Consider the following 23915-nt stretch of genomic DNA (forward strand, 5'->3'; position numbering starts at 1 on the left):
AACCGATGGAGCGGCGTACCAAGGTACCGGGCTTTCAGCGCTGGGTGGTGAAGATTGGCAGTGCCCTGTTGACCAATGATGGCAAGGGGCTTGATCTGGCAGCGATCGGCGAGTGGGTGGACCAGATGGCCCGCCTGCGGGGCCACGGCATAGAGCTGCTGCTGGTCTCCTCGGGCTCTGTGGCGGCGGGTATGACCCGCCTTGGTTGGGTTGACCGGCCGGGCTCCATGCATGAGCTGCAGGCCGCCGCTGCGGTGGGGCAGATGGGGCTGGTGCAGACCTATGAAAGCCATTTCAAGCGTCACGATACCCTCACCGCCCAGGTGCTTCTCACCCACGACGATCTGTCGGACCGGCGCCGTTACCTTAATGCCCGCAGTACCCTCACTACCCTGCTACGGCTGGGGGTGGTGCCGGTCATCAACGAAAACGACACCGTGGTGACCGACGAGATCCGTTTTGGCGATAACGATACCCTGGGGGCCCTGGTGGCCAACCTGGTGGAGGCCGACCTGCTGGTGATCCTCACCGACCAGAAGGGGCTCTTTACCGCCAACCCCTCCACCGACCCCGATGCGGTGTTGATCAGCGAGTCGGCCGCCAACAACCCGGAGTTGCCGGCGATGGCCGCCGGTGGTATGGGGCGCCTGGGGCGCGGTGGCATGAGTACCAAGGTGAAGGCCGCGGTGCTGGCGGCCCGTTCCGGTGCCCATACCCTTATTGTGGGGGGGCGTGAGCCCGATGTATTGCCGCGCCTGCTGGCGGGGGAGCCGTTGGGGACCCTGTTGTGGCCGGAGCAGGGGCGCTGGGTGGCCCGCAAGCAGTGGTTGGCCGGGCATCTGCAGACCCGTGGGGTGTTGCACCTGGATGCGGGTGCGGTGCGGGTGCTCAGGGAGTCGGGCAAGAGTCTGCTGTCGGTCGGCGTGACCCGGGTCGAGGGGCGCTTTGTGCGGGGTGAAATGGTGCGCTGCGTGGATGAGCAGGGTAACGATGTGGCGCGTGGGCTGGTGAACTACGGTGCCGATGAGGCGGCCAGGATTGCCGGGCGCCCCTCGCGTGAGATCGAATCCATTCTCGGCTACGTGGATGAGCCGGAGCTGGTCAACCGGGATAACCTGGTACTGGTATAAAGGGGAGGGTGCTCAAGGTCGTCCACCACCCTGCGGCATAGGGCTGGCAACCTGGCAGGTCAGGCATGCCCTGTTTGCAGGAGTACAGCTACGATCCGCTGGTTTCTGGGCGTGGTCGCTTCTGCTCGTCCATGACCTCGCGACCTACCGCCCATCCCTGGGCATAAAAAAACCGGCTTGCGCCGGTTTTTTTATGCGTCGTCAGGGCTTACGCCTGAGCCATCGCCTTCACTTTGGTGTTCAGGCGGCTCTTGTGACGAGCGGCTTTATTCTTGTGAATAATGCCTTTGTCAGCCATGCGGTCAATAACCGGTACAGCGGCCGCGTATGCGGCTTGGGCCTGCTCCTGGTCGTTGGCGTTTACAGCAGCCAGAACCTTTTTGATCGTGGTGCGAACATAAGAGCGCAAGCTAGCGTTGTGCTGGCGACGGTTCTCAGCTTGACGCGCGCGTTTTTTAGCAGAGGGGGAATTTGCCACCGTCTTGCTCCTTGAAATTAGGGTCGATGAATTTAAGACGCGCAACTATGCCGACTTGGTCGACCGTTGTCAACAGCCGCGCGCTGAAAGTTTTGGAATGGGGTCCGCCGACGGAGTGACCGACGGCGGGTCCAAATGTGGCGCTATAATAGCGCGAACTGTAATATCCGCAACGGGTGATATTCGGCACCCGGTTGTTTCTTTATATAAGGATCTTTTCATTGGTGGCTCAGAGCGAGGCAAAACCCGAAGCGGGACTCCTGCGCTCCAGCGCGGTGGTGGGAGTAATGACCACGCTCTCCCGGGTGCTGGGGCTGGTGCGCGATGTGGTCATCGCGGGCTACTTCGGCTCCAAGAGCGAGGCCGACGCCTTTTTTGTGGCCTTCAAGATCCCCAACTTCCTGCGCCGACTGTTTGCTGAGGGGGCTTTTTCCCAGGCGTTTGTGCCGGTGCTGAGCCAGTACAAAAGCCAGTCGGGGCGGGAGCAGGTTCGACAGCTGGTGGACTCCGTGGCCGGCACCCTGGGGGGGGTACTGCTTTCGGTGACCGCCTTCGGGGTGGTGGCCGCCCCCCTGTTGGTGATGCTGTTTGCGCCGGGCTTCCATGACCTGCCCGTCAAGCTGGCTCTGGCCGGCGACATGCTGCGCATCACCTTTCCCTACCTGCTGCTGATCTCAATGACCGCCTTTTGCGGTTCGATCCTCAATAGCTACGGGCGCTTTGCGGTGCCCGCCTTTACCCCGGTGCTGCTCAACCTCTGCCTGATCGGGGCCACGCTGTTTTTTACCTCGATGTTCGAGCAACCGGTGATGGCGCTGGCCTGGGGGGTGCTGGTGGCGGGGATCGTACAGTTGCTGTTCCAGGTGCCTTTCCTGTGGCGACTCGGGTTGTTGCCGCGGCCGCGCTGGCAGCCTCGCCACGAGGGGGTCAAGCGCATCATGACGTTGATGCTGCCGGCGCTGTTCGGGGTGTCGGTGAGCCAGATCAACCTGCTGCTGGATACGGTGCTGGCCTCCTTCCTGCAAACCGGCTCCATCTCCTGGCTCTACTACTCAGACCGTTTGTCGGAGTTGCCCCTGGGTATCTTCGGTATCGCCATCGGTACCGTCATCCTGCCCAGTTTGTCGCGGCGGCAGGCGGAAAACCGGCCCGAAGCCTTCTCCCGTACCCTCGACTGGGCGATCCGCCTGGTGCTGCTGATCGGGCTGCCCTCGGCGTTGGCGCTGTTTGTGCTGGCCGAACCCCTGATCGCCACCATTTTTCATTACGGTGCGATGCAGGATCGCGATGTGATGATGGCGGCGATGAGCCTGCGCGCCTACGCCAGCGGACTGCTCGCCTTTATGCTGATCAAGGTGCTTGCGCCGGGCTATTTTGCCCGCCAGGACACCAAAACTCCGGTGCGTATTGCGATCAAGGCGATGGTGGCCAACATGGTGCTCAACCTGATACTGGTGTGGCCCCTGCAGCACGCCGGGCTGGCACTGGCCACCTCGCTGTCGGCGGTGCTCAATGCCGGTTTGCTCTATTGGGGGCTACGGCAGGCGGGGGTGTTTGAGTTGCAGCCCGGCTGGGTGCCCTACCTTGTGCGGCTGCTGCTGGCCAACCTGGCGATGGTGGCCGTGTTGCTGTGGCTGGTAGCGGGTGTAGATGCCTGGCTGCAGTGGGATTGGCTACGCCGCTCCACCGAGATGGCGCTGCTGGTTGGTGCCGGCCTGGTGACCTACGGCGCGGTTTTATTACTCAGTGGCGCCCGTCCTCGCCAGTTTCGCCACTAATCGCGCGCCAATGCGCTGCCACGGTGTTCTCGTTAGCGCCACTACTATATAATTTCCGCTTTTGTCGCAGTATGGTCAGGCCTTGGGGGCACTCCCCCTGGCGCCGGGCTCTTGTCGGGAGACCCCTGGTTTACCTCTATGCAGTTGATCCGCGGATTACATAATCTGGGCAGGCTTAGTCCCGGCTGCGTGGCGACCATCGGCAATTTTGACGGGGTGCACCGGGGTCACCAGGATATCCTGAACCAGCTGCACGAAAAATCCGGGCAGCTGCAGTTGCCATCGGCGGTGGTGCTGTTTGAGCCGCAACCGCGGGAGTTCTTTTCACCGGAGCAGGCACCGGCCCGCCTCAGTAGCCTGCGTGAGAAGTTGGCGCTGCTGGATCACCATGGTGTCGACCGGGTGATCTGTATCTGCTTTAACCAGCGACTCAGGGCCCTTTCGGCCGACCAGTTTATCGAGCAGGTGCTGGTGCGGGGGATGGGGGTGCGCTACCTGGTGGTGGGCGATGACTTCCGCTTTGGCTGTGACCGCAGTGGTGATTTTCACCGCCTGCAGCGCGCCGGACTGGAGCAGGGGTTTGCGGTGACCCACACCCGTACCATCCTCGATGAGGGGGAGCGGATCAGCAGTACCCGTATCCGCGCCGCCCTGGCCGGGAACCGGCTGGCGGAGGCGGAGCGACTGCTGGGTGCCCCCTACTCGATCCGTGGGCGTATTGCCCACGGACAGAAGCTGGGCCGTGAGCTGGGGGTGCCAACCGCCAATGTCCAGCTGAAACGGTTGCAGGCGCCCCTGCGCGGGGTGTTTGCCGTCCACGCGACGGTGGCAGGTAATCGCTATCGGGGGGTGGCCAATATCGGCATGCGCCCCACCGTAGACGGTCGCAAGGCGGTGTTGGAGGTTCATCTGCTGGACTACAGCGGCGACCTCTACGGCCAGGAGCTGGTGGTGGAGTTTGTTCACCCGCTCCGTGATGAGAAAAAATTTGAGTCCCTCGAGGCGTTGCAGGCGGCGATCCACCAGGATCTTGACGACGCGCGCGGGTACTTTGCATCCATAGAACCATAACGGACAGATACCACGACCATGACTGACTACAAGTCCACTCTGAATCTTCCCCAAACCAGCTTTCCGATGAAGGCGAACCTGGCCCAGCGCGAGCCGCAGATGCTCAAGCAGTGGTATGAGATGGGGCTTTACGAAAAGATTCGTGAGGTGAGCCGTGGCCGCGACAAGCAGTTTATCCTGCACGATGGCCCTCCTTACGCCAACGGCAACATCCATATCGGTCATGCGGTCAACAAGATCCTCAAGGATATCATCGTCAAATCCCGTACCCTGGCAGGCTTTGATGCCCCCTATGTGCCGGGCTGGGATTGTCACGGCCTGCCGATCGAGCACCAGGTGGAGAAGAAGATCGGCAAGGCGGGTAGCAAGGTCTCCTACGCCGACTTTCGGGCCAAGTGTCGCGAGTTTGCGGCCAAGCAGGTGGCTGGCCAGCGCGAGGACTTCAAGCGCCTGGGGGTGCTGGGAGACTGGGATAACCCCTACCTGACCATGAACTTCGAGACCGAGGCCAACATCATTCGTGCCCTCGGCAAGATCGCCGAGAACGGTCACCTGACCAAGGGCTACAAGCCGGTTTACTGGAGTGTGGTGGGTGCCTCCGCCCTGGCCGAGGCCGAGGTGGAGTACCAGGATAAAACTTCCACCCAGGTGGACGTGCGTTATGCGCCCCTGGACGAGGAAGATTTCCTGTCGGCCTTCGAACTGCTCAACGGCGGTGGCGAGGGGCCGGTATCGGTGGTGATCTGGACCACCACCCCCTGGACCCTGCCCGCCAGCCAGGCGGTTTCCCTCAGCCCGGAGCTGGACTACGTGCTGGTACAGCTGGATGCCGGCCTTGGGGTAGAGCGTATCCTGCTGGCCGAGGCGATGGTGGAGCAGGTGATGCAGCGCTACGGCATCGAGTCCTGGTCGGTGGTGGCCCGTGCCAGCGGCAGGGCGCTGGAGCGTAAAGTGCTTCACCACCCCTTCTACGAGCGCCAGGTGCAGGTGATCCTTGGCGATCACGTGACCACCGACGCCGGTACCGGAGCCGTGCATACCGCTCCCGACCATGGGGTCGACGACTTTGTGGTGGGTCGTGCCTACCAGATCGGTACCCTTAACCTGGTGGATGACCACGGGGTCTACATCGAAGCCGCCGGTGAGTTTGCCGGCCAGCATGTCTACAAGGTGGATCCCCAGATCGTGGAAGCCCTGCAGCTCAAGGGGCGCCTGGTGCGTCAGGACAAGCTGCTGCACAGCTATCCCCACTGCTGGCGGACCAAGACCCCGCTGATCTACCGGGCGACGCCGCAGTGGTTTGTCAGCATGAGTGCCAATAACCTCAAGCGCGATGCGCTGGAGGCGGTCAAAGGGGTGCAGTGGTTCCCCGGCTGGGGGCAGGCGCGCATTGAGTCGATGCTGGAGGCCAGCCCCGATTGGTGTATCTCCCGCCAGCGTACCTGGGGGGTACCGATCGCCCTCTTTGTGAACAAGGAGACCCAGCAGTTGCATCCGCGCACCGCCGAGCTGATCGAAGCGGTGGCCCAGCGGGTGGAGCAGAAGGGGATCGATGCCTGGTTCGAGCTGGAGCCCCGCGAGCTGCTGGGCGATGAAGCCGACCAGTATGAGAAGGTGACCGACACCCTGGATGTCTGGTTTGACTCCGGCGTGACCCACTACTCGGTGCTTGACCGCCGCGAAGGGCTGCGGGCGCCGGCCGATATCTACCTGGAGGGCTCCGACCAGCACCGTGGCTGGTTCCAGTCGTCGCTCAAAACCTCCATCGCGATTCGCGGTACCGCTCCCTACAGGCAGGTGCTGACTCACGGTTTCACCGTCGACCAGGATGGCCGCAAGATGTCCAAGTCGGTGGGCAACGTGGTGGCACCCCAGGATGTGATGAACAAGTACGGTGCCGATATCCTGCGCCTGTGGGTCGCCTCCACCGATTTCAGCTCCGAGATGGCGGTCTCCGACGAGATCCTCACCCGCACTGCCGATGCCTACCGCCGGATTCGCAACACCGCGCGCTTCCTGCTGGGTAGCCTGCACGATTTTGACCCGGCGCAGCATCAGGTGGCGCCAGAGCAGATGGTGGCACTGGATCGCTGGGCGCTGGATCGGGCCCTGCAGCTGCAGACCGAGGTGGAGCACCACTACGAGCAGTATAACTTTGTCGGCCTGTGCCAGAAGATCAGCAGCTTCTGCTCCCAGGATCTGGGGGGCTTCTACCTGGATATCCTCAAGGACCGACTCTACACCACGCCCCCCAGCAGCCTCGCTTACCGCAGTGCTCAGACCGCGATCTACCACCTGGCCGAGGCGCTGGTGCGCTGGATCGCCCCCATCCTCAGCTTTACCGCCGAGGAGATCTGGCAGGCGATGCCGGGCGAGCGCAACGAATCGGTGCTGCTGAATGTGTGGCACGATGGCCTGGTGGCCCTGTCCGCTGAGGCAACCCTGGATCGTGACTACTGGAGCCGGGTGATGACCCTTAAGGGGGCGATCAACAAGGAGATCGAGAACGCCCGGAAGCAGAAGCAGGTGGGGGGATCGCTGGAAGCGGAGCTGACCCTCTTTTGCGACGATCAGCTGCAATCCCTGCTGGGGGCGCTGGGGGATGAACTGCGCTTTGTGCTGATCACCTCCAGGGCGGAGATCAAGCCCCTGGCCGAGGCCGGTGCCGATGCGGTCGAGACCGAGCTGGATGGGTTGAAGCTGGCGCTGAAGGCCTCCACCCATACCAAGTGTGTGCGTTGCTGGCATCGTCTGGAGGAGGTGGGGAGCATCGAGGCCCATCCCGAGCTTTGCCCGCGTTGCGTGACCAACGTTGAAGGTGATGGCGAACATCGCCAGTTCGCCTGAGTCTGATGGGTATGGGGCAGGGGGTAGGCATGTTGCGCTGGCTGTGGCTGACGCTGGTGGTGGTGGCGCTGGACCAGCTCAGCAAGCACTATGTGGTGGGCGTGTTTGAGCTGTACGAGCGGGTGCCGGTATTGCCGATGTTCGACTTTACCCTGGCGTACAACACCGGCGCCGCCTTCAGCTTCCTGAGTGATGCCAGCGGCTGGCAACGCTGGTTTTTTGCGGCGGTTGCCCTCGGGGTGAGTGTGATGCTGGTGCTCTGGCTGCGCTCGCTCAAGTCAGGCGAACGCTGGCTGGCGATCGCCCTGGCGCTGGTGCTGGGCGGTGCGCTGGGTAATCTTTATGACCGCATCGTGCTGGGTCATGTGGTCGACTTTATCCTGGTCTATTACCAGCAGTACCATTTCCCGGCGTTTAATATCGCCGATAGCGCCATTACGGTGGGCGCCTTTATGTTGATTATCGATGCCCTGCGCAACCGGGAATCAAAAAACGAATCGGAAACCTGACAGGCACCTGGGTGCCGGGATAGCAAAATGAGTGATCTGTGTGTAGGTCCTGACCGGGCCGTTACCCTCCATTTTTCCCTGAAGCTCGAGGATGGGTCAGAGGTGGATTCCACCTTCGATAAGGCGCCGGCCACCCTGACCATGGGCGATGGCAGCCTGCCGGAGGGGTTTGAGTCCCTGCTTCACGGCCTGGCCATCGGTGCCCGCGAGCAGTTCAGCGTCGCGCCTGAAGCGGCCTTTGGGGAGCGCAATCCAGCCAACGTCCAGCGCATGCCGCGCACCCGCTTCGGTTCCGACATTGAACTCTCGGAGGGGGTGATGCTCTCCTTCGCCGACCAGGGCGGGGCAGAGCTGCCCGGTGTGGTGACCTGGCTGAGCGAAACCGTTGTTGAGGTCGATTTTAACCACCCCCTGGCCGGACATAGACTGCTGTTCGAGGTCGAAATCATAGACGTCCAGCCCGCTGCCTGAGGTGATGCCATGAAGATCAAGCTTGCCAACCCTCGTGGCTTTTGTGCCGGCGTTGACCGCGCCATCGAGATCGTCAACCGCGCACTGGACCAGTTCGAGCCGCCGATCTATGTGCGCCACGAGGTGGTACATAACAAATTCGTGGTGGAAAACCTCAAGCAGCGGGGAGCCGTGTTTGTCGATGAGCTCGACGAGGTCCCCGATGACTCCATCGTCATCTTCAGTGCCCACGGGGTCTCCCGGGCGGTGCAGGAGGAGGCCGAAGTACGGGGGCTCAAGGTGTTTGATGCCACCTGCCCGCTGGTGACCAAGGTGCACCTGCAGGTGGCCCGTCACAGTAACGATGAGATGGAGTGTGTGTTGATCGGCCATCAGGGGCATCCCGAGGTGGAGGGCACCATGGGGCGTTACGAGCAGCGCAAGGGGCGAGGCATCTACCTGGTGGAGAATGTGGAGGATGTCGAGCGCCTTGAGGTGCTGGATCCCGCCCATCTCACCTACGTTACCCAGACCACCCTGTCGATGGACGATACGGCGCGGGTGATCGAGGCCCTCAAGGCCCGTTTTCCCGAGATCCAGGGGCCCCGCAAGGACGACATCTGCTACGCCACCCAGAACCGCCAGGATGCGGTCAAACAGCTGGCCACCGAGTGTGACCTGTTGCTGGTGGTGGGTTCGCCCAACAGCTCCAACTCCAACCGCCTGCGAGAGCTGGCCGAGCGCATGGGAACCACCGCCTACCTGATCGATAACGCCGACGAGATCCAGCTGCAGTGGCTGGAGGGGTGTGATCAGGTGGGGGTAACCGCGGGAGCTTCGGCCCCCGATGTGCTGGTTAACCAGGTGATCGATCGCCTGCAGCAACTGGGCGGGGGTGAAGTGGAAGAGCTCAAGGGGCGCGAAGAGAATATTGTCTTCTCCATGCCCCGGGAACTGCGCGACGCTGACTGATCCCGGTCAGCAGGCACTCCATCCCGGCGGCCGGCAGGGCGGGGTGAACAGGCCAAAAGGTTAAGGGTTGCAGGTCGCCGGAAACGCGGTGGCGATCTGGGCGCGGCCTACGGTGTTTATGGTGACCGACCTCCCGCTGATGGCGCCGCGGTTGTCACAGACCACAAACTGGGCCGTAGCGCCCCCCTCATTGAGCGTGCCGTCAGGGCTGAAACTGAGCCAGCCGTTGGCGGTGGCGTCTGCTCGCAGGGTGATGCTGTCGGGCTGGGCATTGACCGTCCGCAGCAGGGTGTCTCCCGCCGCAATGGGGGTATTACCCGCGCGATCGGCGTCGGTGTAGATGGTCCACCCCTCCTCCCAGAGCCTCGCGGTTGAGCTGCTGCGGGCCAGATTCACCACCGTATTGCGGGAGACCGCTTCGCTTCGGGCATATTGAATATTGCGCACGATCTCACGGGTGGCGGCTTTGATGCGCTGGTCGGCGATAAAGGTGGCTAAGGAGGGGCCGGCCAGGGCGACAAGAATGCCGAGTATCGCCACGGCTACCGTCACCTCAACCAGGTTAAAGCCCCACTGGCGGGAACGAACGCTGGACTGATAGCTGCTTCTCATAGGGCGCCTTCACGGGTTTGATCCTCTTAACCCAGTATATCGGCATCTGCTTGCAGGGGTAGGGTGGGTGCCGATAGATGGCCGCGATTGCTCGATAACCCGTATCCCCCCGCTGGCCGATTGGACGTCGCTTCCAACCGCTGTCGTGAGCGGTACCGGGGGGCGGTGATGGGGATCACAGCCTATTTAGAGTTCACCCCTGCTCGCCTCAGTGACCGTTTATTTAGGGCCTAAGGCCACTTGTCGCTCCACCCCTCAGTGTCGGGTTTCCGCTTCTATACTGCAACCATTAAAGCTTGGCCAGAGAAGCGAGTTTGATATGAAGCTGGGATCAGGGCAGTCAGGGCGGTGGTTGTTGGGCTACCACCCGATGGGGTATCAACGGGGTGTTGGCCTGCTGGAGGTGCTGGTTGCCCTGGTGATTATCAGTGTTGGCCTGCTGGGGATGGCCGGACTGCAGGCCCGTGCGGTCAAGTCCGAGCGCGACTCCTTTAACCAGACCATGGCTATGGTGTATGGCGATTACATTATGGAGCGGGTGCGCGCCAACGCCGAAGACCCCCTCGCCGCCACCCTGCCTTACCGGATTGGTAACGCGGTGATCGGCAACCCCGGCACTGACTGTGACCTGCTGGCGGCCGATTGCACCCTGGCCCAGCGAGCGACCCAGGATATCTTTGAGTGGCAGCAGCAGGTTCGCCTCAACCTGCCCAACGCCGATGCCATTATCTGCCTGGACGACACCCCGTTCGATGGTACCTCACGGGTCAACGCGGCGGGGGTTACTACCCTGGTGGACGGTTGCAGCGGTGCGGGAACCAACTACGCCATCAAGCTGTTCTGGCTGAATAACCGTTTTGATGATGCGACCGGGGCGGTCGATAAAAGCCGCCTGATAATGGAGTTTGTGCCATGAAAGGGACTGCAATGAGGCGCTGCAAGAGTGCGGGCTTTTCGCTGGTCGAGCTGATGGTGTCGATGGCGCTTGGGGTTTTCCTGGTACTGGGTGTGGCGCAGATCTTCGTCAATACCAGCAACACCAACCGTGGCCAGAATGCCCTGGCCGAGATCCATGAGTCGGCCCGCTATGCTATCCGTTTCCTGCGTGATGACCTGCAGGTCGCCGGTGATAAGGGGTGCGTGCTGGGTAACGTGGGTCTGGTGAACAAGTTTAATGCGGTCGCCAACGATTTCTGGTGGGCCTTCAGCGATGACGATAATACCTGGGTACTGGGCCGGGGTATTGAAGGTTTTGAAGCGGTTGGCGCGGGTTGGGATCGGGCAGTGGATGCCGCCATCACCAACCCGGTAGCCGGCAGCGATATCCTGGTGGTCAGGGGGACGCTTGGCCCTGCCGTGCCGGTGGCTGACTCGGTCGGGGTCAACGCCGACCTGACCCTCCACGACACTGACCATACCCTGGCCAAGGGCGACCTGATCGTTGCCTCCTATGATTGTCGCAACGCTGCCTTCTGGGAGATCAGCAACAACCCCTCGGGCGGCACTACGGTTCAGTATGCCACCAACTGCGGTGCCACCAATGGCCCCTGCAACAGCGCTAAGAATACCGACATGTGGCTGCGTCCCGATCCGGCGAGCGACATCTATCCCGAGCTGCGTAAAATTTCCACCCGTGCCTATTGGGTACGTAACAACCCAAACGGCATCCCCTCACTCTACACAACCAATGGAATCAACGGCGTTCAGGAGCTGGTGGAGGGGGTCGAGCAGCTGCAGATCACCTACGGTATCAACAGCAACAATAACCAGTGGGAGGCCGTGCAGGAGTATTTGACGGCCGACGCCGTTGATGACTGGGGTCAGGTAAGCAGTGCTCGCATTACCATGCTGGTGCGCAGCCCAACCCTGAATTCCAGCACTGGGCGGCAGGATATAGTACTCGAGGGGGCAGCGGCCCCGCTTTCGTTCACCGATGGCTTCCTGCGCAGGGCTTTCTCTTTCACTGTTAACCTGAGGGGGCGCTAAAGATGACGAGCAAGCGAACTCAAACGCCTGCGGTTTTTAATCGGCGCAAAGAGCGCGGCAGTGTGCTGGTTGTGAGCCTGCTGCTGCTACTCGCGATCACCATTCTGGCGGTCAGCGGGATCCAGGATTCGGTGCTGCAGGAGAAGATGGTACGTAATCAGCGTCTCGCCGCAGAGAGCTTCCAGGCTGCTGAGTGGGGGGTGCGGCAGGGGGAGCTTTTCCTCTGGAACATCAACCCCGACCAGCCTCCCCAGGTGTTCAATACCGCCCAGCCCGGGGTGACCATCTGGCGACTCAATGATGACGATATCGCCACCAAGGATGCCGGTAACGATCTTACCCAGACGGCCGCCTGGTGGTTTGACCCTGCGAGGGGGGGAACCGAGACCTGGTGGACCGTTAACGCGGAAACCCCGGCGGCGGCCTATCACTCTCCCTTTTATGGGCCCCAGTTTGTGGTGGAGCAGCAGACCTGTAACCAGATCAGTGGTTCCGGAGGCGGGTTGGGATCGGGGCAAACCCAGCAGTGGCGTTGTCTTTACCGGGTGACCGCAAACAGTAAATCGGTAGACGCCGAAGCCTACGGCCCGTCGGTCAAGGTGCAGTCCACCTTTGTAAAAAATTATGCCACCAAGTAATCGAAGCAGGAGCGAAAGCTTCTCCGAACAGTCCGTGCAGGCGGAGGGTATTTACATGAAAAAGTTCACCACCGGGGTTAGGCAGTTACTGGTAACGGCGACCACGGCCACGGCTGTTACCCTGGCGGGCAATGCCTCTGCCGCCCCCTTGGGGATTGCCCAGACGCCCCTCTTCCTGGGCGTTGCCCCCGATCCCAACGTGCTCTTTGTGGTGGATGACTCCGGTTCAATGGACTGGAGCGTCACCACCACCGCGCACTACCCCCAATGCGCCTATTACGTGGCAAGTGGCAACAGCAATGGCAGTACCACCAACCGTCGTAACCCCAAGGTGGGGCAGTTTTATCGTCGCGATGATGGCGGAACCAGCTGCTCAGGGATCGATGCGCACTACTACAGCTTTCGTAACAGCATGAACAAGTACGCCCGCCTTGCCTGTAACAGCGGCACTAACGACAGCCCCAATGTTACCCAGCGCCTCTGTACCGGTGAGCGCTGGGGTTATGGCCCCACCGACACTCGCCACGACTGGCGAGTCTTGAGCTCCGACCTTAATACCACCTATTTCGACTCCCGCCGCCAGTACCTGCCCTGGCCGGGTAAATCCAGCATGAGCATCACCGCTGCCAGGGTGGATGCCAACCCCAATGAGAACAATAACGGTGATCGGGACCTGACCGGGCTCAACTGGGCCGTATGGATGGATGACAAGGGGTGGGATGAGAGCGTGGCCGACTGGCCTGGCCACGATATCGCCACCAACACCCCCAACGGCTGGGTGGATTTGTGGGACAGCTATGTTCGCTATGCCATCATCAATGACAGTGGTACCTGGAAGATCACCCGTACTCCCTACCGTTATGACATCAGTGGTACAGGCCCCTACAGCGCTACCGCCGGTACAACGGTAGAGTTGGTGGAGGGTAGCGATATCTCCGGCGACGATAACCTGGCCGGTGCCCGCCGCGCTGACGGTAGCCTCGATATGGAGCGGGCCAAGACCAACGTGGCGAACTGGTTTACCTACCACCGCAAGCGCCAGCACGTCACCAAGTACGCGGTGGCTGATGTCATCAGCAAACAGCCCGACCTGCGCTACGGCTTTCACACCATCAATAACCGGCGCACGGTGGATCTGCCCATCGCCTCCTACAAGTACGACAACAGCGGCAGCTATGCGGGCCATAACGCCAACATCGTCAGCCGCTACTACGACTATGTGCAGCCAGCGCTGGGTACCCCGCTGAAGCAGGCCCTGGATCGTGCCGGTAAATACTACCAGTACGACAGTGGCGGTATGGGCGGGACCCGCAAGGAGGACCGGATCACCAGCTCTTGCCAGGCCAACTACACTCTGCTTTTTACCGACGGCTTTTACAGCAACGCCTCCATGGGTTACCCCGACGCAGGGCCGACGGATATCGCCAATATGGGTACCACCACCGGGGGAGGGGATAACGATGGCACGGCCGATACCCTGGCGGATATTGCCCGTTACTTCTATGTGAAGGATCTGCGCCCCGACCTGGACAACAACGTCAAGCCGGTCTCCGTGGATCCCGCCTCCTGGCAGCATATGAACACCTTCACCATCGCTTTCGGGGTGACCGGTGTGCTCGAGGATACCGATCAGCCTAATGACGGCATTCCCAACGACCCCTCACCCCCTGCTGAAAACCTGCCAATCAACTCGCGCCTGTGGGGCGCCTCCAGCCTTAGCTCCAGCCAGGATATTCCGCAGAAGATCGATGACCTCTGGCACGCAGCCGTGAACAGTCATGGGCAGTTTATCTCGGCCAAAAACCCCCAGGAGGTGGTGGATGGAGTCAACAAGGCGCTCTCCGAGATCGTCGACCGGACCGGCTCTGCCGCCGCGGTAGCAGCCAGTACCGGCTCGCTGAACACCGATACCCATGTCTACCAGGCCAAGTTTGACTCACGGCGCTGGAGCGGCTCGTTGCAGTCACTGCCCTTCTCCGATGGCAGCAATATCGATACCGTCGGGCACCTCTGCTACGGACGGGATCCTTTGACCAACCAGCCGCTCTATCCCCGCGGAACCCTTTGCCCCACCGAGTGGGACTCGGCGACGGTGATGCTGGGGCAGAACTTCTCCAGTGGTCGCGCGATCATTACCAACGTGGCCGGTGCGGGCCGTGCCTACCGCTGGCCTAACCTCAACAGCACCCAGCAGGGGTTGCTGCAGACCGATATGCCCAGCGGCCTGACCACCGCGCAGCAGACCGCCTACGGCACGGCGATCACCAACTACCTGCGAGGAGACAGCTCCAATGAGTTTGGTAACGGGGGAGCCTTCAGCTTCCGCCTGCGCAGCGGTCCGCTGGGTGATATTGTTCACTCCTCTCCCCAATACGTGAAGGTGCCCAATATCCCCTATCCTGACGCCATTGGCAGTTCCAGCAAGCTTTACAGCAGCTTCCGCACCGCCAACCTGAGCCGCCAGGCGATGGTCTATGTGGGTGCCAACGATGGCATGATGCACGCCTTTAATGCCGATACCGGTGAAGAGAAGCTGGCGTTTGTCCCCAACAGCGCCTATAGCAAGCTCAGAAAGCTGGCCAGGCAGGACTACTCCCATGAATATATTGTCGACGGTACCCCTACGATTGTGGATATGTACTTTGCCTCCGCCAGCCGCTGGAAAACGGTGCTGGCGGCCGGCATGGGGGGCGGTGGACGCGCCATCTTTGCCCTGGATGTAACCGACCCCGCCGCGTTCAGTGAGGCCAATGCGGCCAGCCTGTTCCTGTGGGAGTTCACCGATAACGACCTCGGTCTCACCTACAGCCAGCCCCAGCTGGTGAAACTGAATAACGGCAAATGGGCGGCCATTTTTGGTAATGGCTACAACGCCACCGGTACCGATACCGCGATGCTCTTTATTGTGGATGTGGAGACCGGTGCCCTGATCAAGAAGATCGATACCGGTGTCGGTAACAGTACCGACACCAACGGCTTGTCCACACCCAACGTGGTGGACGATAACGGTGATTTTGTCGCCGATTACGTCTACGCCGGTGATCTGCAGGGCAACCTGTGGAAGTTCGACCTCACCGGCAGCAATGCGGCCAACTGGGATGTGGCGATCAAGGTGGGTGGGGTGTCCACCCCGCTTTATCGTGCCATCAATGTTAACAGCGAGAAGCGTCCCATCATGGCGCAACCCGTGGTGAATATTCATCCGCTGGGTAAGCAGTTTGGCTATATGGTCTATTTCGGGACCGGCAAGTTTATCGAAACCAGCGATGCCACCAACACTACCCAACCGATCGAGGGCTTTTATGCCATCGCCGACCGTAAGGCGGCCGGCAGCTTTGTCCATGAGCCTATCGCTCGCAACAACCTGCTGCAGCAGTTTATCACCGAGGAGGACGAAAATGACTTCTACAACGTAGTGGTGGAGCGGGACAGCAACAATAACGTGATTGAAACCAATGGCACCGATGCCAATGGTAATGCAGCGGTCTATGTGTCTGTGTTTAACAAGGGAACCCAGCAGTTTGAGAACAGGACCAAGAGCGAGCTGGCGCTGAACGGGCAGATGTACACCGAGGATTTCCGCCTCAGTACCCGGAATCAGATCACCTACTACAACGCCAATGGTACCGCCAATCACAAGGGGTGGTTTATCGACCTCTGTGTGGATTGTTATGACGTTAATACAGGCAACCTTAAGGCCAGCTACGATAACCAGGCCGAAAAGCAGACGGTAACCGCCTCCTATTTCGACGGCGTCATTACCTTCAACACCACGGTCCCCTCAACGGTTGAGTGTGCCGGTGGGGGCAGTGGGTGGATCATGAAGCTGAACGCCACCAGCGGTGCGCGCCTGAACACCTCACCCTTCGACTTCAACAAGGATGGGTTGTTCGATAACAAGGACCTGATCGGCTTGATTGCGGCGTCGGGCGCTAAGATCGATGGCGTGCCCACCTCCTCGACCCGGGTGGGAGACTACGAACTGACGGTCAGCTCCGACAGCGAAATAGAAGCGAACAAGACACTGGATACCTCCACCCCGTTGGGCCGCTACAAGTGGCGCCGGCTGATCGAAGAGTAAGGGTGGATAAGGAGTATTGTGATGAAATCTCAAATTATGGTTGGACTGGTTGCCCTGCTTCTACCCCTGATGGGGCAGGCGCAGGGGGATTTTTACGGCACCCTCTATCTTGATAACGAGCTGCCCGAACTGGTGATTGAGGATCGTCGCCATAATATGGCACCGATTCGGGTAAAAACGGCGAATGTCCAAGCCTACAGCCTGGATAACCGCGCCATACCCGTTGAGTGGCTGGAGAACGGCGACCCGGTCAGCTACAAGTACAACAGCTATACCCAACGCCTGAAGCTCTGGGTAGACTTGGTGGCACTTGAGCGTATTGAGGATTAACCTGTGAACTCCATAAAGCCGCTTGGATTTACCCTGATTGAGCTGATCATTGTGGTGGCGATAACCGCTATTCTTGCAGTGATTGCTATACCCGCCTACCAGAACACTGTTTACAAGGGACACAGGGCGGAGGCCAAGGCGGCACTGACCGAGATCGCTTCAATTCAGGAACGAATCTTTACCGAGACCCGCACCTACGTGAATAACGCCGGGCGGGGCCGCTTTAACCTCGACGCCAACTTCGATACCGAAAATGGCTATTACCGCATTACGGTCGCCAATGCGGGTTGCACCGTCAATGTGGCTGGCGCCTTTGTCGACTACGATGGCAACGGTACCGACGATTCCGATGACCTCTTTACCTGCTTCACCGCGACGGCTACGGCCAGGGGCGCCCAAGCCAACGACACCGCCTGTACCAGCTTATCCATCGACCAGAACGGCACCAAAACAGCAACCGGTACCGATGCAGCTAACTGCTGGTAGCCGTCGGTTCAATCAAGTCAGGGCGGCAATAAGGTAACTCCTCATTGAAAGGGGGTTAAGGGGTGGTGCAGCCAAAGGAGGCGGCCAGCTGGGATGGGCTTATTCCATTGCGCGGCCGGTCATGCCGAACGCGCCCTAGCCGCGATACCACCAGCTTGCGAAACCGCTGCGTTTGTTGGCGGTCGGAGGGGCAGTAACGCAAGCTGCCGTTGGTGCCGAGGCTGAAACCCTCCCGGGAAAACTGCAGGTAGGGCTTTAGGGAGCGCCACTCCACTACGGCATTGCCCGGTTCAAGGGTTACCCAGCGCTCGATCTTTTCGTCGGCATCCACCTGCTCGTTACGGTTGGGGTCGGCAAACAGGATCAGGGGTTGCCTCCAGTCATCACTGCAGTGCACAAAGTCGGCGCTTGGGCAGAGGGTTACTGTGGTGGTGTTCATAATCGCCAGTTGACGTGCGCTTTTGACCACCAGCCTCAGGGTGCTGAGGGTGGCTCTCATTCGTTGCCCCTCAATGACCTCTCCCAGGGTCGGCACTGCCAGTGTGGCGACCACCCCCACAACAGCGCAGACGCAGGCAAGCTCCACCAGTGTCGCCCCCCGTTGTTTCCAATTCATGATAATCTCCCTCTGTTTTCGGGCGGCCCACCTCCCTGTGGGGCGCTTGTTTCACCCTCTTCCATTAACAGGAGTCCCGAGTGAGCGACACACTGATCGTGGGTGCCGGGGTCATCGGCTTGATGCTGGCGCGTTCGCTGGCCCAACAGGGACAGCGGGTTACCCTGTTGGACCGCCAGGCATTGGGCCGCGGCGCCAGTTGGGCGGGGGGAGGGATCGTCTCTCCCCTCTACCCCTGGCGCTATCCGGACGCGGTTACCCGGTTAGCCAGCTGGTCGCAGGGCTTTTACCCCCAGCTGAGCGCAGAGCTTAACCACCAAACCCACATCGACCCCCAGTACCGCCAGCAGGGGCTGCTGATGCTGGAGATTGATGATGAGGCCCAGGCGCTGGCGTGGTCTGCCCGCTATGGGCGTGAGCTGGAGCGGGTCGATGGCCACCGTGTTCGTGAGCTGGAGCCGGCACTGGGTGGCGATCGGCCTACGGGGCTATGGATGCCGACCGTGGGCAGTATCCGCAACCCCCGCCTGTTGCAGGCGCTGACTCGCTGGGTGCGGCAATCGCCGCGGATAGAGGTGTTTGAGTCCTGCGGTTTGGTAAGCCTCATTACCGAAGGGGGAGCGGTGAGCGGCGCGTTTTCCCAGCGCTTCGGTCGCCATGAGGCGGATGCGGTGGTGGTAGCGGCGGGGGCCTGGAGTGCACCCCTGTTAAGCCCCTTTGGGATCAGCTTGCCGGTTTTTCCAGTGCGGGGTCAGATGTTACTCTACCGGGCGACTCCGGGGCTGGTCCGGCGGGTGAGCCTGATCGGGAATCGTTATGTGATACCCCGTCGGGATGGGCGGGTGCTGGTCGGCAGTTCGCTGGAGTATGAGGGCTATCACTGCCACCCGACGATTGAACAACGGCGTAGCCTGGAACAGTCCGCGGAGGGGATTATTCCCGCCCTGGCGGGGTTTCCGGTAGAGCGCCACTGGGCCGGGCTGCGACCGGGCTCACCCGGAGGTATCCCCTTTATCGGCAAAGCGCCTGGGGTCGATCGCCTGTATGTGAGCGCGGGTCATTTTCGTAACGGGCTGGTGCTGGCTCCCGCCTCAACCGCGTTGATGACTTCAATGTTAACGGGGCAAGCCTGTGGTATTGATGGGGCTCCCTATGCCCTGCCACGGGACTGACCCTGACGCCAGGGTCAGCCTTATCGGCGTTTACTCCATCTCCAGTTTTTTCAGGCGATAACGGAGGGCGCGAAAACTGATGCCCAGTTGTTTGGCAGCGGCGGTCTTGTTGCCCCGGGTCTTTTCAAGGGCCTGGGTGATGGCGCTGCGCTCGATCGTTTCCATATAGGCTTCGAGGGAATCCACCCCTAAGGTGGGGAGAGGGGCGTTCTCGCTTTCAAGGGGCTGGGCGGGTTCGAGCTGGAGGTCTTCGGCGCCGATCTGTTCCTCTTCGCAGAGGGTAAAGGCCCGCTCGAGAATGTTTTCCAGCTCACGCACATTGCCGGGGAAGGGGTAACGCATCAATGCATCCAGCGCCTCCTGGTCCAGCTGGGGCGGAGTGGTGTCGCACTCCTCGGCCAGCTTGCGCAAAATGCTTTGGGCCAGCAGGGGGATATCTTCGCTGCGCTCGCGCAGGCTGGGAACCTTGAGCTCAATCACGTTGATGCGGTAGAAGAGGTCCTGACGAAACTGCTGCTCCTTGACCAGCTGCGCGAGATCCTTATGGGTGGCGCTGAGGATACGAACGTCTACCGCTATCTCCTGTTCGCTTCCCACGGGGCGCACGGACTTCTCCTGAATGGCGCGCAGCAGTTTTACCTGCATATGAAGCGGCAGGTCCGCCACCTCATCGAGGAACAGGGTGCCCCCGGTGGCGGCCTGGAAAAGCCCCGCCTTGGCAGCCGTGGCGCCGGTAAAGCTGCCTTTTGTGTGGCCAAAAAATTCGCTCTCCATCAACTCAGAGGGAATCGCGCCGCAGTTGACCGGGATAAAGGGAGCTTCTGCCCGGGGACCCTGCTCGTGGATCTTGCGGGCCACCAGCTCCTTGCCGCTGCCCGACTCGCCGCTGATATAGACCGGTGCCTGGCTGCGGGCCAGTTTACGGATCTGGGCCTGCAGTTTTGCGATGCGCGGGGACTCCCCCAGCATTGGCGTGCTCTGTTCGGGAGAGGGCTCCGTGTGACGGTTCAGCTTGAGGGCGGTGTTGACCAGGTCTCTCAGTCGATTCAGCTCTACGGGTTTGGAGACAAAATCGAAGGCGCCCGCTTTAAGGGCATCCACTGCGGTATCCATACTGCCAAAGGCGGTGATCATGGCGACCGGGGTGTCACTGCAGTATTTCTGGATGTGTTTGACCAGCTCAATGCCGTTACCATCGGGCAGCTGCATATCCGTCAGGCACAGGTCGAAGCGATTTTTTTGCAGCAAAAGACGGGCATCCTGAAGGTTTGCAGCCGAGTGGGTTTTCAGCCCCATACGACTGAGAGTGATCTCCAGCAGCTCGCGAATATCGGGCTCATCATCGACAATCAGGGCGGTGGTGTGGCTCATGGTGCTTCGATTCAATGGATGCGTTTTTCCGGGTGGGGGAAGGTGATGCGAAAACGGCAGCCTGCCTCACTTTCCAGTAGTTCCAGACTAGCATGGTTGGCTTCGCATAGCTCCCTGGAGAGATAGAGCCCGAGCCCGGTCCCGTTGGTTTCGGTGGTGTAGAACGGCTCGAACAGGTGTTCGCGAATCGCCTCGGGAACCCCGGGGCCCTGGTCAATCACATCCAGATAGGGGTGACCGGTATCGGCTTTGACGCCGGTGTGCAGGCGAAGAGTGGGATGGCCGTTTTTCATTACGCTGTAACGTAAGCCGTTTTGACACAGGTTGCTCAGGACCTGGGTGAACTGGTCCCGATCCATGCGCACCTCGATCTCTTCGCTGGCGTCGAGGTCGATGCGGGTGTCGGGCGGTCCCCCAAGGCGGTACTCCTCAATGTACTGGCGCAGCCATTGGTTCAGGGAAAACTGTTCTGTCAGGCTGGCCCGGCGGCGCGACAGCTGTAATACGTTTTCGATAATGCGATTCATGCGCCTTGAGTGGTTCTGGATGATCTCCAAAAGCCGCAGGTCGCCTTCGGGCAGGTCCGGTGACTCCTGCATCAGTTGCGCCGCGTGGCTGATGGCGCCCAGCGGGTTACGAATCTCGTGGGCAATACTGGCGGTCAGGCGGCCGAGGGAGGCGAGTTTGAGTTGCTGGGCCTGCTGCGCCAGCATCAGGGTATCGTCCAGGAACACCAGTCGGTGCCGCTGCCCTGCCATTGGCTCCAGTTCGGTAAAGTTGGCCTGGATGGTCGGAGTATTGGGGCGTACCTTAAAGGGTTCCCCGCGCAGCGTCGGGTTTTCAATCCAGTTTTGCAGCCGCTGGTTGAGTTCGGGCGAGACCAGGTTCAACGGGGCTGACTTTTGCGGGCAGTCGAGCATCTGCGCCGCCGCCTCGTTCATCAGCACGATCTGGCGGTGATCATCGACGACCAGAATGCCGGTGCGCATGCGCTGGATGATGCTGTGGTTAAGCTGCTGCAGTTGCCGGTATTGGTCCTGCTGCTCCAATCGCTGCTGTTCGCTGCGTCGCAGGCGTTCAGCCAGGCTCTGCATCACGAAGGCGCTGGCAAAAAACAGCAGCCCCAGTACACCCGCGTTGATGTGGCCCTGCATGGGGGTGTCACGCAGTACGGTGTAGTAAAGGCTGGTCCCCAGCATACCCAGGGTGGCGATGGCCGCCAGCAGGGTTCCGGCGCGGCCGGTAATGAGGACGTTTCCGGCCGCCACCGCGATAATGATCAGGTTACCCAGCACCGCGCTCTTGTTGCCGCTGAGGAAGATCAGGGTGGTCAGCAGCAGGATATCAAGGCAGCAGACGGCGAAGTAGTGGGCCCGGGTGCGCACCCGGTTGCTGACCAGCGCAACAAGGATGTTGATCAGCGCGTAGCTGACGCTGAAGACCTGGAACCGCTCCAGATGAGAAAAAGTGACCAGCTGTTGGCCGATGTCGGTGAAGGTGGCGGCCAGGAACAATATCGCCAGCAGGATGCGGTAGCCATTGTAGATGCCCAGTAGCTGCTGGTTTCGCTGTTGATTGCTGATGATCAATGGAGGCCGCTCCTCGGGCGTCGACGGGAAATAAGGGACTTGGGTGCCGACGTGTAAGCGCTATTTTACACTGCCGGTGCTTTAGCGGAAAATACACCCCCTCAAAGCCCGGCTGCCATCACAGTTGGGGCACCAATTGCCTATATTCGAGTGCACTATTTTTCATGAGTCGTCCCATTCGCATCGCTATGGCCCAGCTGAACACTTTGGTGGGCGATATACCCGGTAATACCCAACGCCTGATCGCAGCCGCTGAAGAGGCCCGTGATCGGCTCAAGGCTGACCTGATCCTGTTTCCGGAACTGGCCCTGTGCGGTTATCCCCCGGAGGATCTGCTGTTGCGCAGCAGCATGCTGGGGCGGGTGGCCCAGGGGCTCGAGCAGCTAAAGGCGGTATCGGGTATCCATATGGTGATCGGCTTGCCGGGAGAGCAGGAGGGCCGTCTCTATAACCAGGCGGTTGTGCTGCGTGACGGCGAGGTGCTGGGGCGTTACAGCAAACAGCACCTGCCCAACTACCAGGTGTTCGATGAAAAACGCTACTTTGTCGAAGGCCGTGAGACGCTGGTCGTGGATTGCCTGGGGACGCCCATGGCCATTACGGTGTGCGAGGATGTCTGGCATCCGCAACCGGTGGCCCAGGCCAGAGAGCTGGGGGCGAAGTTGATCCTCACCATCAACGCCTCCCCCTTCCACCTCGACAAGCTGCAGCAGCGCCATCAGGTGGTGGCCCAGCGCTGCGCCGAAAGTGAACTGCCGCTGGTCTATATCAACCAGGTGGGAGGGCAGGATGAGCTGGTGTTCGATGGCGCCTCCTTCGCGATGAATGCCGACGGGGTGCTGGCGGCCAGCGCGCCGGCCTACGAGGAGGGGATCTTCCTGGTGGAGTTTGACCCGGCCGCCGGTCGCCTGCTGCCGGGGGACTGTGCCGCGCCTCTGGATCGCAACGCCTCGGCCTACCAGGCGCTGGTGTGTGGGGTGCGCGATTACGTCACCAAAAATGGTTTTCGCGGCGTTGTGCTGGGGCTGTCCGGCGGTATCGACTCGGCGTTGACCCTGGCGGTGGCGGTGGATGCGCTGGGTGCCGAGCGGGTCGAAGCGGTGATGATGCCGTTCCGCTACACCTCGCAGATGAGTCTGGAGGATGCGGAGGAGGAGGCCAACACCCTCGGCGTCCGCTATTCGGTGCTGCCCATTGAACCGATGTTTGATGCCTTTATGGCCACCCTGGCACCCCAGTTTGAGGGCACTGGCCGCGACACCACCGAGGAGAATCTGCAGGCGCGCTGTCGCGGCGTGCTGCTGATGGCACTGTCGAATAAAAAGGGTTACCTGGTGCTCACCACCGGTAACAAGAGCGAGATGGCGGTCGGCTACGCCACCCTCTACGGCGATATGGCCGGCGGCTTTGATGTGCTCAAGGATGTGCCCAAGTCGATGGTGTTTGCCCTCTCCAACTACCGTAACAGCCTCTCACCGGCGATCCCCCAACGGGTGATTGATCGCCCCCCCTCCGCCGAGCTGGCCCCTGACCAGGTCGATGAGGACAGCCTGCCACCCTACGATGTGCTCGACCCCATGCTGGAGCTCTATATCGAGCAGGACCAGAGCGCGGAGGCGATCATCGCCCAGGGCTTTGAACGCGAGTCGGTTTACCGGGTGCTACGTATGGTCGATATCAATGAGTACAAACGCCGCCAGGCCGCCATCGGGGTACGGATCACCTCGCGGGGGTTTGGGCGTGACCGTCGCTATCCCGTGACCTCCGGCTGGAAGCAGGGGGATTGAGCCGGCTTACGC

Annotated in this window: 20 protein-coding genes; 15 read left to right on the forward strand and 5 right to left on the reverse strand. The window is 60.9% G+C overall.

Translation table 11 applies throughout. The annotated features are described in order from the left end of the window. Positions 1-5: 5 nt before the first annotated feature. On the forward strand, positions 6-1130 hold the full coding sequence (gene proB, locus D0544_RS15535; protein WP_125017752.1) for a glutamate 5-kinase: 1125 nt from the start codon (positions 6-8) through the stop codon (positions 1128-1130). Between the two features lie 208 nt (positions 1131-1338). On the opposite strand, the gene rpsT is transcribed toward proB, so the two are convergent. Next, entirely contained in the window at positions 1339-1608 is a 270-nt protein-coding gene (gene rpsT / locus D0544_RS15540) for a 30S ribosomal protein S20 (RefSeq protein ID WP_125017754.1), read from the reverse strand. Between the two features lie 224 nt (positions 1609-1832). Here rpsT and murJ point away from each other — a divergent pair, with 224 nt between their 5' ends. The 6 genes from murJ to ispH all read left to right on the forward strand — a co-directional run bounded on the left by murJ (position 1833) and on the right by ispH (position 9235). Continuing rightward, the gene (gene murJ, locus D0544_RS15545) at positions 1833-3386 is read left to right on the forward strand and encodes a murein biosynthesis integral membrane protein MurJ (RefSeq protein WP_279387278.1); all 1554 of its coding nucleotides are present in this window, start codon (positions 1833-1835) and stop codon (positions 3384-3386) included. Between the two features lie 138 nt (positions 3387-3524). After that, positions 3525-4457: a bifunctional riboflavin kinase/FAD synthetase gene (ribF, locus tag D0544_RS15550; protein WP_125017756.1), complete on the forward strand. Its 933-nt coding sequence runs from the start codon at positions 3525-3527 to the stop codon at positions 4455-4457. 18 nt (positions 4458-4475) lie between these two features. After that, entirely contained in the window at positions 4476-7304 is a 2829-nt protein-coding gene (gene ileS / locus D0544_RS15555) for an isoleucine--tRNA ligase (RefSeq protein WP_125017759.1), read from the forward strand. A gap of 29 nt (positions 7305-7333) precedes the next feature. Further along, positions 7334-7813 (forward strand): signal peptidase II, encoded by a 480-nt coding sequence (gene lspA / locus D0544_RS15560; protein ID WP_341538857.1) that lies wholly within the window; start codon positions 7334-7336, stop codon positions 7811-7813. Positions 7814-7840: 27 nt separating this feature from the next. Beyond that, the gene (locus D0544_RS15565) at positions 7841-8284 is read left to right on the forward strand and encodes an FKBP-type peptidyl-prolyl cis-trans isomerase (RefSeq protein WP_125017763.1); all 444 of its coding nucleotides are present in this window, start codon (positions 7841-7843) and stop codon (positions 8282-8284) included. A gap of 9 nt (positions 8285-8293) precedes the next feature. Continuing rightward, positions 8294-9235, forward strand: a complete 942-nt coding sequence (gene ispH, locus D0544_RS15570; RefSeq protein ID WP_125017765.1) for a 4-hydroxy-3-methylbut-2-enyl diphosphate reductase — start codon at positions 8294-8296, stop codon at positions 9233-9235. Between the two features lie 60 nt (positions 9236-9295). On the opposite strand, the gene D0544_RS15575 is transcribed toward ispH, so the two are convergent. Beyond that, positions 9296-9847, reverse strand: a complete 552-nt coding sequence (locus D0544_RS15575; protein WP_125017767.1) for a GspH/FimT family pseudopilin — start codon at positions 9845-9847, stop codon at positions 9296-9298. A gap of 319 nt (positions 9848-10166) precedes the next feature. Here D0544_RS15575 and pilV point away from each other — a divergent pair, with 319 nt between their 5' ends. From pilV to D0544_RS17380, 6 genes are read left to right on the forward strand one after another with little or no spacing between them, the layout of a single operon-like run. After that, positions 10167-10763, forward strand: a complete 597-nt coding sequence (gene pilV / locus D0544_RS15580) for a type IV pilus modification protein PilV (protein ID WP_125017769.1) — start codon at positions 10167-10169, stop codon at positions 10761-10763. Then, on the forward strand, positions 10760-11833 hold the full coding sequence (locus D0544_RS15585; protein WP_125018366.1) for a PilW family protein: 1074 nt from the start codon (positions 10760-10762) through the stop codon (positions 11831-11833). Before pilV ends, D0544_RS15585 begins: the two co-directional genes overlap by 4 nt. 2 nt (positions 11834-11835) lie before the next feature. After that, the gene (locus D0544_RS15590; protein ID WP_125017771.1) at positions 11836-12471 is read left to right on the forward strand and encodes a pilus assembly PilX family protein; all 636 of its coding nucleotides are present in this window, start codon (positions 11836-11838) and stop codon (positions 12469-12471) included. Between the two features lie 55 nt (positions 12472-12526). After that, complete coding sequence (locus tag D0544_RS15595) at positions 12527-16552, forward strand: pilus assembly protein (RefSeq protein ID WP_164880947.1); 4026 nt, start codon at positions 12527-12529, stop codon at positions 16550-16552. Between the two features lie 21 nt (positions 16553-16573). Then, positions 16574-16882, forward strand: coding sequence for a hypothetical protein (locus tag D0544_RS15600; protein ID WP_125017775.1), 309 nt, complete (start codon positions 16574-16576; stop codon positions 16880-16882). Between the two features lie 3 nt (positions 16883-16885). Then, on the forward strand, positions 16886-17368 hold the full coding sequence (locus D0544_RS17380; protein ID WP_125017777.1) for a type IV pilin protein: 483 nt from the start codon (positions 16886-16888) through the stop codon (positions 17366-17368). 55 nt (positions 17369-17423) lie between these two features. Here D0544_RS17380 and D0544_RS15610 read toward each other — a convergent pair whose 3' ends face one another. Beyond that, a complete protein-coding gene (locus tag D0544_RS15610) occupies positions 17424-17984 on the reverse strand; it encodes a GspH/FimT family pseudopilin (RefSeq protein ID WP_125017779.1) in 561 nt (186 codons plus the stop codon). Between the two features lie 80 nt (positions 17985-18064). Here D0544_RS15610 and thiO point away from each other — a divergent pair, with 80 nt between their 5' ends. Beyond that, positions 18065-19156 (forward strand): glycine oxidase ThiO, encoded by a 1092-nt coding sequence (thiO, locus tag D0544_RS15615; protein ID WP_125017781.1) that lies wholly within the window; start codon positions 18065-18067, stop codon positions 19154-19156. Between the two features lie 30 nt (positions 19157-19186). Here the strand turns inward: thiO and D0544_RS15620 are convergent, their stop codons facing one another. After that, on the reverse strand, positions 19187-20527 hold the full coding sequence (locus tag D0544_RS15620; RefSeq protein ID WP_125017783.1) for a sigma-54-dependent transcriptional regulator: 1341 nt from the start codon (positions 20525-20527) through the stop codon (positions 19187-19189). An 11-nt stretch (positions 20528-20538) separates the two neighbouring features. Further along, entirely contained in the window at positions 20539-22116 is a 1578-nt protein-coding gene (locus D0544_RS15625) for a two-component system sensor histidine kinase NtrB (RefSeq protein ID WP_125017784.1), read from the reverse strand. Between the two features lie 164 nt (positions 22117-22280). On the opposite strand from D0544_RS15625, the gene D0544_RS15630 reads away from it, so the two are divergent. After that, positions 22281-23903, forward strand: coding sequence for an NAD+ synthase (locus D0544_RS15630; protein WP_125017786.1), 1623 nt, complete (start codon positions 22281-22283; stop codon positions 23901-23903). The last annotated feature ends 12 nt before the right edge of the window (positions 23904-23915 follow it).

Origin of the sequence: Aestuariirhabdus litorea, from assembly GCF_003864255.1 — a bacterium.
In the GTDB taxonomy this organism is placed as follows: domain Bacteria; phylum Pseudomonadota; class Gammaproteobacteria; order Pseudomonadales; family Aestuariirhabdaceae; genus Aestuariirhabdus; species Aestuariirhabdus litorea.

What these genes read in the sequence shown, in the direction of transcription:
- D0544_RS15600 (WP_125017775.1), top strand. Translation starts at nt 16,574, where the DNA reads ATGAAATCTCAAATTATGGTTGGACTGGTTGCCCTGCTTCTACCCCTG.
- ispH (WP_125017765.1), top strand. Translation starts at nt 8,294, where the DNA reads ATGAAGATCAAGCTTGCCAACCCTCGTGGCTTTTGTGCCGGCGTTGAC.
- D0544_RS15575 (WP_125017767.1), bottom strand. Translation starts at nt 9,847, where the DNA reads ATGAGAAGCAGCTATCAGTCCAGCGTTCGTTCCCGCCAGTGGGGCTTT.
- proB (WP_125017752.1), top strand. Translation starts at nt 6, where the DNA reads ATGGAGCGGCGTACCAAGGTACCGGGCTTTCAGCGCTGGGTGGTGAAG.
- D0544_RS15565 (WP_125017763.1), top strand. Translation starts at nt 7,841, where the DNA reads ATGAGTGATCTGTGTGTAGGTCCTGACCGGGCCGTTACCCTCCATTTT.
- ribF (WP_125017756.1), top strand. Translation starts at nt 3,525, where the DNA reads ATGCAGTTGATCCGCGGATTACATAATCTGGGCAGGCTTAGTCCCGGC.
- ileS (WP_125017759.1), top strand. Translation starts at nt 4,476, where the DNA reads ATGACTGACTACAAGTCCACTCTGAATCTTCCCCAAACCAGCTTTCCG.
- D0544_RS15620 (WP_125017783.1), bottom strand. Translation starts at nt 20,527, where the DNA reads ATGAGCCACACCACCGCCCTGATTGTCGATGATGAGCCCGATATTCGC.
- D0544_RS15585 (WP_125018366.1), top strand. Translation starts at nt 10,760, where the DNA reads ATGAAAGGGACTGCAATGAGGCGCTGCAAGAGTGCGGGCTTTTCGCTG.
- D0544_RS15590 (WP_125017771.1), top strand. Translation starts at nt 11,836, where the DNA reads ATGACGAGCAAGCGAACTCAAACGCCTGCGGTTTTTAATCGGCGCAAA.
- pilV (WP_125017769.1), top strand. Translation starts at nt 10,167, where the DNA reads ATGAAGCTGGGATCAGGGCAGTCAGGGCGGTGGTTGTTGGGCTACCAC.
- D0544_RS15610 (WP_125017779.1), bottom strand. Translation starts at nt 17,984, where the DNA reads ATGAATTGGAAACAACGGGGGGCGACACTGGTGGAGCTTGCCTGCGTC.
- D0544_RS15595 (WP_164880947.1), top strand. Translation starts at nt 12,527, where the DNA reads ATGAAAAAGTTCACCACCGGGGTTAGGCAGTTACTGGTAACGGCGACC.
- lspA (WP_341538857.1), top strand. Translation starts at nt 7,334, where the DNA reads ATGTTGCGCTGGCTGTGGCTGACGCTGGTGGTGGTGGCGCTGGACCAG.
- D0544_RS15630 (WP_125017786.1), top strand. Translation starts at nt 22,281, where the DNA reads ATGAGTCGTCCCATTCGCATCGCTATGGCCCAGCTGAACACTTTGGTG.